Below are 13,104 nucleotides of genomic sequence, written 5' to 3' on the forward strand. Positions count from 1 at the left end.
AAGGAGGCCCGCCCCGCACTGACCGCTTAACCCCGCGAGGGATCACGCAGCGCTACACCACTCCCAGGGGCTTGACCAGCGCGGGCGTCAGCGTCCCCACCGTCTCACGTGTTCTTAATGGGAAGGGAGGAGCCTCCCAGGAAACTCGGCAGGCTGTCCTTACTGCGATGGACAATCTCGGGTACGAGCGGCCCGCTAGGACAGCGGGGCGCTCGAAAGGGCAGATCGGCGTCGTCGTACCGGATCTCGTAAACCCGATCTTCCCCGCCTTCGCCGGGGCCATCGCCGCCCTGCTGGCACCCAATGACTACATTCCAGCTTTGTGCACGCTGCCGGGCGGCGGCATCACCGAAGACGAGTACGTGGCACTCATGCTCGACCAGGGCGTAAGCGGCATCATCTTCGTGTGTGCGGCGCACGCTGACGGTCGAGCGGGAATAGAGCGCTACCGGCGGTTACGCGGCCGTGTTCCTTTCGTGCTGGTGAACGGGGCCCGGGCAGAAATCGACGCGCCGTCTGTCTCGAACGATGACGCTACGGCGATCCGGACCGCCGTCCGGCACCTCGCGACGCAAGGCCATCAACGTATCGGTTTCGCGACCGGGTCCGACCGTTTCATCCCGAGCCGCCGCAAGATGGAGGGGTTCCGCTCCGGGCTCGCCGATTTCCTCGGCGAGCACGACGCGGATCCTCACGTCGCCTCCAGCATGTTCACCATCGAGGGCGGACAGAGCGCGGCGAACAAACTCATCGACAGCGGCCATACGGGCATCGTGTGTGCCTCGGACGTCATGGCCCTTGGAGCGGTGCGGGCCGCACAGACGCGCGGGCTCCGCGTACCCGAGGATATCTCGGTGATCGGATTCGATGACTCGCCGCTCATGGCCTTCACCAACCCACCGCTGACCACCCTGCGGCAAAATATCGCTGGAATGGCGGAGGCCGCCGTCCATGCGCTGGTTACGGAACTGGCCGGTGACCAGGCCACACGTACAGACATGCTATTCCAAGCCGATCTTGTAGTGCGCGGCTCCACCGGCGCAGGGCCTGCCGTCGGCAGGACGTCCTAGCCGCAACCCGAAGGAACGAGGCCAGTAGCAAGGCCGACCCTGCCGACGGTGAGTGCTACTCATGCCTGCGTCAACGCACCCACACCGTGATGTCTGCCGGCAGGCTGCCGCCCTCAAGAGGTGCGCTGCTGATCAGCACGGTTCCGGAGGGGAGATCGACGGGAGTGTCCCCAAAGTTGGTGATCGACTGCCAGCCGCCCGGGCGACGGAAGTGCAGTACCTCGGGATCACCGGTCTCGACCCACTCCAATTCCTCATCAGTTTGGAGCTCGCGACGTAGCCTCAAGGCGGTGCGGTAGAGCTCTAAGGTTGAGCCTTCCGTGCCGTCCTGCGCCTCCACTGCGTACTTACTGAACCACTGCGGCTGCGGCAGGTGTGCTCCGCCGTCTCCAAATCCAAAGGAGGGGCCTTTCGTCGTCCATGGCAGGGGCACACGGCAGCCGTCACGCCCGACTTCGATGCCCTTGTTGCGGAAAAACGCGGGGTCCTGCCGCTCCGAGTCTGGAATCTCCGCGACTTCCTGCAGGCCCAGTTCCTCTCCCTGGTACAGATAAGCCGAACCAGGCAGGGCAAGCATTAGCAGGGATGCGGCGCGGGCGCGGCGCAGGCCAGAGGTCACGTCCAGTTCGCCGGTAGGCCCGCCCGCCAGCAGCCAGGCCTTGCCGTCCTGGCCCCTGGGCTCGGTCGCAGTCACGTCCTGAGCCGCATTGGTTCCCTGGGCTGGTGTGTCAGTGCCTTTGGGCAGACCGTAGCGGGTGGCGTGGCGGACCATGTCGTGGTTGGAGAACACCCAGGTCGAGGACGCCCCGGTCTCTTTTGCCGCGATGAGGTTATCCGTGATGACCTTCTTGAACGTCGGTGCCTCGAAGTCTGCTAGTAGGAGATCGAAGTTAAAGGCCTGCCCCAACCCTTCGGGGCTGGCGTAGCGGGCCCGGCGTGTCTCGTGGACCCAGGCCTCGGCAACGGCTGTGCGCGGCGGGGTGTACTCGTTGAAAAGTTTGCGCCACTCGGCATACACCTCGTGGACCTCGTCGCGGTCCCAGAACGGGTGTGAACCATCGATGAATCCGTCGGCTCCGGCTCGTGCTTCCAATTCTGCTTTCAACGGCAGCGGCTCGGAGAGGTCCTTCGCCATGCCGTGGGCGACGTCGATGCGGAAGCCGTCCACCCCGCGGTCGGACCAGAAGCGCAGGGTCTTCAGGAAGTCATCACGGACTTCGGGGTTGTCCCAGTTGAAGTCCGGCTGCTCCTTGGCGAAGATGTGCATGTACCACTGGCCCGGGGTGCCATCGGGTTCGGTGATGCGGTCCCAGATCGGTCCGCCAAAGACAGAGTCCCAGTCCGACGGCGGTAGCTCGCCGTTTTCTCCCCTACCGTCGCGGAAAATGTAGCGGTCTCTCGCAGCGGAGCCCTTTGGTGACGCGAGGGCTTCCTTGAACCATTCATGCCGGTCAGATGAGTGGTTGGGCACGATGTCTGCCATCAGCTTGATACCGGCGGCATGCAGGGCAGCGACCATCGCGTCGAAGTCTTCGAGCGTTCCCAGTCTGGGGTCCACGTTGCGGTAATCATCAACGTCATAGCCACCATCAGCCAGCGCTGAAGGGTAGAACGGGCTCAGCCATACGGCGTCGATTCCCAGGGACTTCAGGTACGGGATTTTTGCGGTGATGCCTTTGATGTCGCCGATGCCGTCACCGTTGGAGTCGGCGAAGCTGCGCGGGTAGATCTGGTACACCGCGGCTTGACGCCACCAGTTCGGATCAGCCATGCGCTCGGATTCGAAGGACTTTGCTGGGGTGGCGGTGGTGGTCAAAGGGTGGTCCTGTTCTTTTCGGTTGATATCTATTTTGGGTGGGTTTGGACTGGCCATTGATGCTCCACAGACCCCACTGAGCGCAGGATGTAATTCGCGAGGATGGGTCCTTGGCCATTAGGTTGCAGAAAACACCAATGTGCTGGCGACCCAGCACACTTGGGAAAAGCCGCTGCAGGGGGTGGGCCTGTGTAAAAGCGCATGGTGGGTGGACAAGCACCAAGGGGACGAGGTGAACCGTTTGTTTTTGCTAACGGTTATATGGTGAAGGGCTCTGTGATGGTTGCGACGCCGTGCTGGGTGCAGGCCAGTCCGACGCGTAGCGCGTGGTCGATGATGATGGGCTCTTCATGCAGGAGCTGGCCGCAGTGCGGGCAGGTCTGTGGTTCCTCGCTTATCCTCTCGGTTGACATGAAGATCGCCTTTCTGCTGTCAGGGAACCGAGGGAAGCCGGTATACATGGGCTGCCGGTCCGCCGGCCGGCAACTGCACGTTATCGGCGTCGACCGAGGTACCGGGTTCGCCGAGGAGGGGAACCAGGTGGCTTACCGATCCGACGCCGAGGGCCCTCAGGGGCAGGGTCACCGGTCGGTGGTCCGCGCGGGCGGTGTGCACGAGGATGCGTTCGTCGGCGTGCTCGCGCAGGTAGGTCATCGAATCGTCGTCCACGTGCACCCAGCGCAGGCCCCCGTGGCGTAGTGCGACGTGCCGGTGTCGCAATGCGATCAAGGCTTTGTAGGCGTCCAACGTCAGCTGGTCCCACTCCTCGCGGCGGTGCCAGGGAAAAGGCGTGCGTGAGTGCTCACCATCGACTCCGGTGAGGCCGATCTCATCACCAGCGAAGATCGACGGGACGCCGGGCATCGTGAGTTGCAGCACCAACCCCACCAGGTGTTTCTCACGGCCCCGCTCGGAGATGTCCCCGGAGCCGTCGCCGCCGGCCGCGGTCCGAAACCGGGGCAGGTCGTGGGAGTCGAGGTGGAGCGTTGACGCGGCTTGCGCCCGCCAGGGCATCACGGCGTGCACCTCGCGCATCCCCGTGACGACGTCGACGCCACTGAGGACAGGGGATGCCGCTGGCTGGCCGAAGAACGGGCGGGTGGAGGTTTCGGCCCCGCCCAGCCACGTCCAGACAGGCCGCGTAAATCCGGCGTAGTCCATAGTGCCGTGCCAGCCATCACCTTGGAGATCCGGGCCGGCGTCGTGTCCGTGTTCGGCGAGCACCCACGCCTCCGGGCTCGTCTGGCGGGCTGTGGTGACCAGGGTACGGGCGACGTCGTGGGTGAGGTCCTGCGCGCCGTGCCTGCCGGTCATGTTCGCCACGTCGATCCGCCACGCGTCGAGCCCTGCCGTGAGCCAGTGCGCGACGATGGAATCGGGCCCCTCGTACATGCGCCGGCGCAGCGCGGTCGATGAGTGGTCGAGTTTGGGCAGTGACGGCAGTCCGAACCAGCTGGCGTACTGGTCGGGGTGCCTCTCGAAGAAGTAGTACTCGGCCTCGGGTGCTTCGGCGTTGGCTTGCGCGGCGAGGAACCACTCGTGGGAGTTGCCGGTGTGGTTCGGTGTGAGGTCTCCCATCACGCGCAGGCCGTGGGCGTGAGCTTCCCGTACTAGGTCCGTGAATGCCTCGTTCCCGCCGAGGAGCGGGTCGACGTGGTCGAACGTGGAGGCGTCGTATCGGTGGTTGCTGTGGGCCGGGAAGATCGGTGTGAGGTACAGCACCGTCACCCCGAGTTCGACGAGGTGGTCGAGGTGTTCGACGATTCCGGCCAGGTCCCCGCCGAAGAACTGCAAGGGGGTATCCGGTCCCTGGTGGATGACTGCGTCGTCCCAGCCAGCGGGTTTGGCCCAGGCCGGGAGGGTCCTGGTGTCGGCGGCGGTCGAGCGTCCGAACCGGTCCGGGAACACCTGGTAGACCACCGCGTCGGAAACCCAGTCGGGCACCGGGGGATGCGCGACAGCCCGGAAGTCCGCGGTGTCCGTGACCTCCCGGCGGTGGATTCCGGTGGCGTTCAGCCAGGTGTACGCACCGGCAAAGGATCCGGGGGGCCCGGTCAGCAGGAACCGGTACCGGGTCACCGGGTTGACCACCCGCAGCGGTGCCCTCCACCACGTTCCGGCCGTGTCACTGGCCTCCGGCTCAGCGGTTTCGAGGTGTGGTTCGCCGTCGTGTACCGCACGTAGTGTGACCGCGGTCGCCCCTGGTGTCCCGTCGGGGCCGCGGGGTACGAAGAGGCGCACCGGGACAACGTCCCCCAGGGAGGGGGCCTGCTCCGGGACATACAGTGCTGATCCGTCGTGGTGTGGCTGGTGGAGCAGGTGGTGTGACGCGCGAATCTGGTCCTTCGTGTGTGCTGCGAGGATTTCCATCAGCCTTTCACCGCCCCTGAGGTGATACCACCGACGATGAACTTCTGCAGGTACTGGAAGAGCAGGATGACCGGGATGGAGGTGAGTACGGCTGCTGCGGCGAAGATCCCGAGATTGTTGGTCCGGTCGGCGTCGAGGAGTCCGTACAGTCCGACGGCGAGGGTTTTGATCTCGGTGTCACGCAGGAAGATCGACGCGAGGATGAATTCGCCGAGGACACCGATGAAGGAGAGCAACCCGGTTACAGCGAGGATCGGGGTGACGAGCGGCAGGATGATCTTGAAGTACAGCTGGGTGTGGGTGGCCCCGTCCATGAGGGCGGCTTCGTCGAGTTCGCGCGGGATCGTGTCGAAGAAACCCTTGATCAGCCACACCTGTCCCAGCGCGCCTCCGAGGAGCACGATGATGTATCCGGCGAGGGTGTCCAGACCGATGGCCGGCATCACCTCACCAACCTGCGTGAACAGCAGGAACAGTGCCGCGGCGGCAAGGAACTGCGGGAACATCTGGATCAGCAGCAGTGTGAGGAGACTGCCGCGCCGGCCCTTGAAACGGAAGCGGGAGAACGCGTACGCGGCCAGTGCGCTGCAGAAGAGCGACACGATCACGACAACGACCGCCACGATGAGGGTATTGAGGAACCAGCGGGCGAACGGGCGCCCCGGGTCGTTGAAGAGGGCGGCATAGTTTTCGAAGCTGATGGCCCGCGGCAGGATAGAGGCCGCTGACACGCTGCCGGCGGGGTTCAGGGACGCCGAGAGGATGTACAGGACCGGGATGACGGCGTACACGATCGCGATGATGCCGACGAGGTGACGCCAGCCGACTTCCTTGAACCATCGGCCGCGAGGAACCTTGTTCGCCTGCGAGCTCTTGAAGGGCTTGCCGCGCTGGGCGGGGTCGGTGAGATCGGACGGTGATACAACCTGACCGGCCTGTGGGTTTACCTGTGTCATGTTAGCCAACCTCCTCGAGTGCCCGGGTGGCACGGAATTGCAGTGCGGCGAGGACACCGGTGATGATGAACAGGATCACCGAGATCGCCGAGGCGAAGCCGATCTGCTGCGCACCGCCACCGAACGCCAGGCGGTACGTGTAGCTGATCAGGATGTCCGTGCCGCCGGCGGTCGGGTTGTCCGGGCTAAATGGCCCGCCCTCGGTAAGCAGGAAGATTGCGTTGAAGTTGTTGAAGTTGAAGGCGAAGGCGGCCACCAGGAGAGGCGCGATCGAGACCAACAGCAGGGGGAAGGTGATCTTGCTGAAGTTCGTCCAGCCGGTCGCGCCGTCCAGCGACGCGGCTTCCTTGTAGTCCGACGGGATGGCCTGCAGTGCACCCGTGCAGACCAGGAACATGTACGGGAATCCCAGCCAGAGGTTGGCCAGCAAGACGGCGACTTTCGCCCAGAACGGGTTGCCGAGCCAGTTGATGTCGAGGTTCAGCATGTTGTTGATGAGCCCGAACTCGGAATTGAAGAAGCTCGACCACACCAGCAGTGCGATGAACCCGGGGATTGCGTAGGGCAGGAGCAGGATCGACCGGTACGCCTTCTGGCCGCGCACCCGGGCGTCGTTGAGGACCGTGGCGAGGAAGAGTCCCAACGCGAAGGTGGTGCCCACGGACAGGACGGCGAAGACGAGCGTCCAAATAAAGATGCCGACGAAGTCGCTGCTGATGCGTGGGTCAGTGAAAGCCCGCACGTAGTTGCCCATGCCGACGTTCTCACCCCAGGACTGGTCGGAGAGACGCTCGCCCTCAGCGCTGGTGAAAAACTTCCGGTCCCCGGACTGGACGGGCGTGTACTCGACACCGGTCTCGGTGTTCGTGATCGTATCCGTGGTTTCGTCGTATTCCAGCGGCGAGAACAGTTCGACGGCGCTGAACCCCTGGGCCGTGATGACGCCATCCTCGGTCGGCACGGCGAATCCCTCGAGGTCACCGCCCTGCTGGCTGAACTCGTTGATCTGGCGGCGGTCCAGCAGAGTGAACCCTTCCGCTTCGGTGATGACGCCGTCTTCTACCGTGACAGTGTCTGGGTCCAGCTCACTGAGCCCGTCCGGTGTGCCGGCGAAAACGTCGTTCGTGGCGGTATCGACGAGGAGGAAGGTGTAGGGGCCGGAGGTGGCTGTGCCTTCGCTGCCGACAGAGAGCCCGAATGTTTTGGCACCTTGGACCTGTTGTGCTGCGTTCCCGATGATCCGGGAGACCGTCACTTCCTTCGTGGTGCGTGTCCCGTCCCCGTAGTTCGTCGTCGAGAGCTGGAACGTCATGAGGATCGGGTACACCACGAACAGCACCAGCAGGAGCGTGCCTGGGACAAGGTATTTGGCCGGGATGAACCGGCGGGTCGCATACGTTACAGCGAGCAAGGCGACGATGCCCCAAATGACGATGAGGAAGGCCCATTGCCCGGTCCCTACCAGGGCCGGGGTCAGCATGACCGCCAACCCGATGATCGTGCCGAGAGCGACGATCTTGACCAGCAGTCCCACTACACCGCTGGATCCTCCTTTTGTGCTGCCAAGGTCACCATTGCGTGCCTTTTTCACTGCCCTGCTTGCTACACGCTGGTTCACGCCGTCACGCTCCAAAGTCGCTTCAGAAACCTCTACGGGTCAAAAAAATGGGGCCGTTGAGGGTCCCGTGGCACCCGTGGCCGGGCCAGTCGGCCCGGCCACGGGTGTGAGCGGATGTCACTGACCGGCGATGGCCTGGGCGATCGTCTCGTGGGTCTGGTTCATCGTCTCGGTCGGATCGGCGCCGCCGATAATCGCTGACCATGCCTGGCCGAGTGGGGCGAACACTTCAGCCATCGCGGGAACCGCTGGCATCGGAGCGCCCTGGTCCGCTGCGGTGGCGAATGTCAGCACGTCCTCATCGGTGACGCCTTCGCGTACTGATTCCATGGCCGGCGGCTGGTTGCTCGCCTCGAACAATGCCTGCATGGCCTCTTCGTTGTTGACACCGTTGGCGACGAACTCCTGAGCGAAGGCCTTGTTCTGGCCGTTGGATGCGACCATGAAACCCTGGCTGCCCATGAACGGTTCCGCCGGCTCCATGCCCGCGAAGCCCGGAACGGGCTGAATCGAGTAGTTCTCCCCCAACGCTTCCTTGACGTCGGGCAACGCCCACGGGCCTGACACCATGCAACCCGCCCGGCCTTCGGTGAACAGCGAGAGATAGTTATCGGGGCTGATTGACCGGCGGATGGTGTCCGCTCCGGTTTCGCCCAGTGAGGCAATCTTCTCGGCCGCCGCGATCGATTCGGGCTTGTTCAACCCCAGATCGGTCGGATCGTAGTTGCCCTCCGCGTCACGGCCGAAGACGTACCCGCCGGCTGAGGTGAACAGTGGCTGCATGTGATACGCGTCGCCCGGTTCGCCCTGCTGCACGATGAGCGGAACGTCCAAGGTACCCGCATCGACTGCCGGCTGACCGGCTGCTATGACGTCCTCGATGGAGGCGTAGGTGTCCGGGGCGTACTCGGTATTGCAGTACAGGGCGACTGACTCCACCGCATACGGCAATGCGTACAGCTGGTTCTCATAGGTGGAAGCATCGACCGCCGTTTCGGAGTACCCGGCCAGGGCGTCCGGTGAGAGCTGGAGCGGGTCGACGGCGCCGTTCTGCACGAGCTGCCCGATCCAGTCATGAGCACCGACGACAACGTCAGGCCCATTGCCCGCCGAGTTTGCCGTAATGAAATCCTGACGGGTATTGACGATCCCCTGGACGCCGACCGTGATGCCGTTTTCCTCCGCGTAGGCGTCTGCGATCTTCTGGATGTATTCAATCCGGACCGGGTCGGCCCAAATGATGAGGTCCTCATCGCCGCGAACAGCAGGCGCGGCGCTTTCACCGGCAGACTGAGTGGACCCGGTTGACTCGGTCGGAGTCGCTTCACCACCGCCACCACTGGAGCATCCGGTGATGAGAAATGAGATGCCGGCAATGGCGGCGAACGACCGGACAGTGTTACGCATAGTGCTCCCTAGTGGTTTGCTGGGTTGATAATCGAAATTGTTGAAGCGACGCATGACACCAGGTCAAGGCATCAAGGAACTAAGAGTTTTAGAGGAAGTTACGGTCCTGACAGCAGGGCTCAATGAGAGGCGCCTGTCCAGAACTGGTATCAGCCTGGCGACCGACGGCGCCGACGTCGCTGCGGGTGCAGCCGGTTAGGGAGCGGCCTATGCAAGCTCCTTTGCTTGGTTCTCAGGAATACATTTATGACATACATTTATGTCTTCACCTATGTTGAGGGGTGAAGCTGGGAGAGTCAAGAGTGGTAGCTGAAGTGGTAGATGTAGCCGGAACCGAACGACGCGTGGTCTCCGAAGGAGCGTCGTCGACCAACATGCTGCGGCGCTCCAATGCGCGGCTGATCCTGAACACAATCTGGCGGGTCCCACCGGGCAGCACCATTACGGCGAATGAACTCATCCGCTCAACGTCCCTCACCCGCGCAACCGTCCTCGGCGTCTGTGATGACCTGCTCCGTGACGGATGGATTGTTGAGGCGCCCGCGCGCACCGCCACCGGCAAGGGCAGACCCGCCCGACAGTTCGCCCTTGACGCCCGGGCGGGCTTCGTCATCGGCATCGACGCCGGGTACAGCGGCATCCGCAGTGTCATCGCCAACCTGCGCGGCGAGTTAGTCGGCCGTGGTCGCGCACCGTTCGTCGCCGACATCGACAATCCCGATCCAGTCCCGCGCACTGCTGCGCTGCAACGCGCCATAAAATCAGTGCTCGACGACGGCGGCATCGATCCGCGGCACGTTCTGTCCGTGTGCTTCGGCATCCCCGCGCCGGTCAGCCGCCGCGGCACCATCCCGACCGGTAACCCATTCTGGGAACGGATGGCCGTTGATCAGGCAGCCGTACTGGCCGAACATCCGCAGTGGATGTCCTTCATTGAGAATGATGCGAACCTTGCCGCGCTGGCGGAACGTTACAACGGCACCGTTGACCCGGATGGAAGCTTCCTGGTGCTCCTGGCCGGCGAACGGTTCGGTGCGGGCATCATCGAGGACGGTCACCTCCTGCATGGATCGTTGGGAGGTGGCGGCGAGATGCGCTACCTAGACCTCGTGAAGGGTGTAGGCAGCCCCGAAGCCATTGCACCGCTGGCGCGGGCATGGGCGGCTGAAGCTATTGCGGCAGGCCGGACTACGGTTTTATCGCAGGGCCGCTCGGAGAAAAACGGACCGGCCGCTGAGGCGGTGTTCGCAGCAGCAGCGGACGGCGATGCCGTTGCGGTCGAGATCGTGGAGCGCTTGGCGGAACGACTATCCCACGTCATCTCGACACTCGCGTCGCTGCTCAACCCGGACACCGTGGTCATCGGCGGTGCGGTGGCACCGTCCATCGCCCGTCTGGCGGAGCAAATCGAAGCGAAGGTCGCTGCGACGTCGCACTTCCCGCCCCGAGTGGTGGCATCCTCCCTTGCAGGCGACATTGTGTTGACCGGAGCCGTGAATGCCGCGCTGGCTAGGGTAGGGCGAGACGCCCTGGATATCGAGCTGCGTCGAGGCTAACATGCACCGATTTCGTGCAAATTTCCGGCATCAAGGAGGCTAGGCACGTCCACCTGAAGAAGTCCAAAGCCGATCAGGAACTGACCGCCTGCAGCGCCTTGAGCGCGGCTGGCACCGCAACCAGGCAGCGCTCAGCCGGCGCAAGGACAGCGCCATCGCCCGCGGCAAAGCACTCGCCGTGGAACTGCCCGCGCTGAAGGACGCCGCTGCGCGTACAACCGGAGACGTCGGCGGTGATGCCTTCCGCATGACCCTAAACGGTCGGACGTGGGCAGTACGGGGACCGTTGCTGGCAGCATCAGCATCGATCGAAATCGAGCCGCATACGAACGTATTTGCTACATTCCGGAGCTGAGCCCTCGGAGTGTCGTTTCTCGCAGTCCTCTGCACGACAAGCTGCGTGGTTCCAGTGTCTGTGCAGACGAGTGTGAGCAGTCAGGTTCTCGTACTCCTCTGCACCAGCTGACTTTTCGGCAATAGGTCCCGGTGCAGAGGGCGTAGCTGTGCTCACTTCTTCTTGAGCACGCGTTCGCCGTCCGGGCGGATCTCGCCGGTGGGGGAGACGTGTCGGTAGAGCGTCTGGCGGGAGATGCCGAGCTCCTTGCAGAGTTCGCCGATGTTCGTGTCGGCTTTGCCCATGGACGCCATCGCGAAGCGGACCTTCCCCGGCGTCATCGTGAACGGTCGACCGCCGACCCGGCCGCGAGCTCGAGCTGAGGCAAGACCTGCGACGGTCCGCTCGGAGATCAACTCCCGCTCGAATTCGGCGAGGGCGGCGAAGATTCCGAACACGAGCTTTCCCGCAGCGGTGGTGGTGTCGATCGCGGCACCCTGTCCGGTCAGAACCTTCAACCCGACGCCGCGGGCGGTGAGATCGTGGACCGTGTTGACCAGGTAGTGCAGGTTCCGGCCGAGCCGGTCGAGCTTCCACACGATCAACGTGTCCCCGTCCCGGAGTGCTTTCAGGCAGGAGGTCAGCCCGGGTCGGTCGTCCTTCTTGCCCGAGGCGAGGTCCTCGTAGAGCTGGGCCTCGTCGACGCCGGCCTCGAGCAGAGCATCCCGCTGCGGATCGGTGGTTTGCGATCCGTCGGACTTCGACACGCGCATGTAGCCGACGAGCATCCGGGACTCCTGTCACTTATACGACCGGTTACGGGACAAGCTGCGATTCCAATGTGTGACTTTTCGTCTACATGGCGGGCTTTTTGAAGACTGGATGGCCGGGTTAGCGCTTCACCACCGCTCCGTTGGGGATCAGTTACTGTGCGTCCTCAGCGGATTCCTGCCGGCAACGACTACCTTGGGTCTGATGACTGAGAATCACGCCTCGGACCTGTACGACGCTGTGAATGACTGGGGACCAAGTGACGACTTCTTCTTGGGTTTCTTGACCGAGATCCCCGGTGCACGCGCGCTGGACCTCGGTTGTGGGACCGGGGGCTTAACGTTGGCCGCGGCAGCGGCCGGGTGCAGCGTGATGGGAGTCGATCCTGACAAGCCTTCCCTTCGGGCAGCTCGCTCAAAACCAGGCGCCGACCAGGTTCAGTGGGTTGATGGCACCTCCCGTGCGATTCCGGCCGGTACGTGGTTCGACGTGGCGATCATGTCGTCCAACGTCGTTCAGGAAATCCTCGATGACGCGGAACTAGCCCGTTCCTTCAGGGACATCGCCGCTCACCTCGTGCCTGGCGGTCGTCTCGCTTTCGATGCGCGGGATCCGGACGCCCGCGGTTGGGAGGCATGGACCAAGGAGCTCAGTCATCGAATCGTCGACCTGCCCGAAGGAAAAGTTGAGCACTGGTACCAGACCACGCATGTCGATGAAGAGTCGGGGCTGGTGGATTTTTGTGCGCACGAGATAGCACCGGACGGGACCGAGCGAGTCGAGTGTGGACCGTTGCGTTTTCGCTCGCATGACCAACTCCGCCTCATGCTCGAGCAAGTAGGCATGGAAGTGGAGCGCGTCTTCGGCGGGTATCAGGGTGAGTCAGTCGGCAATGGGGTTGGAGCACTTCTGGTCATTGCAGTCCGCCCGTATGTGGATCCCCAGTAAAACGGACGAATGCTAGATTCAGCCGTTCTTTGGTGAGGCGTGTCGCCGGGCAACCCGAGACCGCATAGCGTCAGAGCTTTGGAGAGCTTTAGGGGGATAGTGCCATGGGGGCGGGAAGTGACAGGCCAGTGGTTGAGGACATCGGCTCGCTCAACGACTCAGGGGACCTTCTACCTGTCGGCGGGACTGCCCCGGCTTTGCTTGACTCCTGACTTGTGAGGATTTAGTCCTCGCAGCAAGGATGTTCACATGCCTAAG

The 13,104-nt window shown here is 63.5% G+C and carries 10 protein-coding genes; 3 read left to right on the forward strand and 7 right to left on the reverse strand.

Going from position 1 to position 13,104, the window contains the following annotated elements; all coding sequences use genetic code 11:
- The first annotated feature begins 71 nt into the window (after positions 1 to 71).
- Positions 72 to 1,070 (forward strand): LacI family DNA-binding transcriptional regulator, encoded by a 999-nt coding sequence (locus tag ACX80P_RS16630; protein ID WP_459279216.1) that lies wholly within the window; start codon positions 72 to 74, stop codon positions 1,068 to 1,070.
- 70 nt (positions 1,071 to 1,140) lie between these two features.
- On the opposite strand, the gene ACX80P_RS16635 is transcribed toward ACX80P_RS16630, so the two are convergent.
- From ACX80P_RS16635 to ACX80P_RS16660, 6 genes are all read right to left on the reverse strand, one after another.
- Positions 1,141 to 2,886 carry a glycoside hydrolase family 13 protein gene (locus tag ACX80P_RS16635; RefSeq protein ID WP_459279217.1) on the reverse strand — a complete coding sequence of 582 codons (1,746 nt, stop codon included), beginning with the start codon at positions 2,884 to 2,886 and terminating at the stop codon, positions 1,141 to 1,143.
- Between the two features lie 257 nt (positions 2,887 to 3,143).
- Complete coding sequence (locus tag ACX80P_RS16640; RefSeq protein ID WP_459279218.1) at positions 3,144 to 3,299, reverse strand: hypothetical protein; 156 nt, start codon at positions 3,297 to 3,299, stop codon at positions 3,144 to 3,146.
- 19 nt (positions 3,300 to 3,318) lie between these two features.
- Positions 3,319 to 5,256 carry a glycoside hydrolase family 13 protein gene (locus tag ACX80P_RS16645; RefSeq protein ID WP_459279219.1) on the reverse strand — a complete coding sequence of 646 codons (1,938 nt, stop codon included), beginning with the start codon at positions 5,254 to 5,256 and terminating at the stop codon, positions 3,319 to 3,321.
- Positions 5,256 to 6,212 carry a sugar ABC transporter permease gene (locus ACX80P_RS16650; protein WP_459268466.1) on the reverse strand — a complete coding sequence of 319 codons (957 nt, stop codon included), beginning with the start codon at positions 6,210 to 6,212 and terminating at the stop codon, positions 5,256 to 5,258. The genes ACX80P_RS16645 and ACX80P_RS16650 overlap by 1 nt, the downstream gene beginning before the upstream one ends.
- A gap of 1 nt (position 6,213) precedes the next feature.
- Entirely contained in the window at positions 6,214 to 7,746 is a 1,533-nt protein-coding gene (locus tag ACX80P_RS16655; RefSeq protein ID WP_459279220.1) for an ABC transporter permease subunit, read from the reverse strand.
- A 201-nt stretch (positions 7,747 to 7,947) separates the two neighbouring features.
- Positions 7,948 to 9,237, reverse strand: coding sequence for a sugar ABC transporter substrate-binding protein (locus tag ACX80P_RS16660; protein ID WP_459268464.1), 1,290 nt, complete (start codon positions 9,235 to 9,237; stop codon positions 7,948 to 7,950).
- Between the two features lie 344 nt (positions 9,238 to 9,581).
- On the opposite strand from ACX80P_RS16660, the gene ACX80P_RS16665 reads away from it, so the two are divergent.
- Positions 9,582 to 10,793, forward strand: a complete 1,212-nt coding sequence (locus ACX80P_RS16665; protein WP_459268462.1) for an ROK family protein — start codon at positions 9,582 to 9,584, stop codon at positions 10,791 to 10,793.
- A 507-nt stretch (positions 10,794 to 11,300) separates the two neighbouring features.
- Here ACX80P_RS16665 and ACX80P_RS16670 read toward each other — a convergent pair.
- On the reverse strand, positions 11,301 to 11,915 hold the full coding sequence (locus ACX80P_RS16670) for a recombinase family protein (protein WP_459279221.1): 615 nt from the start codon (positions 11,913 to 11,915) through the stop codon (positions 11,301 to 11,303).
- A gap of 187 nt (positions 11,916 to 12,102) precedes the next feature.
- On the opposite strand from ACX80P_RS16670, the gene ACX80P_RS16675 reads away from it, so the two are divergent.
- On the forward strand, positions 12,103 to 12,846 hold the full coding sequence (locus ACX80P_RS16675; RefSeq protein WP_459279222.1) for a class I SAM-dependent methyltransferase: 744 nt from the start codon (positions 12,103 to 12,105) through the stop codon (positions 12,844 to 12,846).
- Positions 12,847 to 13,104: the final 258 nt, after the last annotated feature.

Source organism: Arthrobacter arabinosi, from assembly GCF_054511115.1.

Bases quoted from the DNA above. Each gene is read 5' to 3' on its own strand.
- ACX80P_RS16640 (WP_459279218.1), bottom strand. From the start codon at position 3,299: ATGTCAACCGAGAGGATAAGCGAGGAACCACAGACCTGCCCGCACTGC.
- ACX80P_RS16645 (WP_459279219.1), bottom strand. From the start codon at position 5,256: ATGGAAATCCTCGCAGCACACACGAAGGACCAGATTCGCGCGTCACAC.
- ACX80P_RS16650 (WP_459268466.1), bottom strand. From the start codon at position 6,212: ATGACACAGGTAAACCCACAGGCCGGTCAGGTTGTATCACCGTCCGAT.
- ACX80P_RS16660 (WP_459268464.1), bottom strand. From the start codon at position 9,237: ATGCGTAACACTGTCCGGTCGTTCGCCGCCATTGCCGGCATCTCATTT.
- ACX80P_RS16670 (WP_459279221.1), bottom strand. From the start codon at position 11,915: ATGCTCGTCGGCTACATGCGCGTGTCGAAGTCCGACGGATCGCAAACC.
- ACX80P_RS16675 (WP_459279222.1), top strand. From the start codon at position 12,103: ATGACTGAGAATCACGCCTCGGACCTGTACGACGCTGTGAATGACTGG.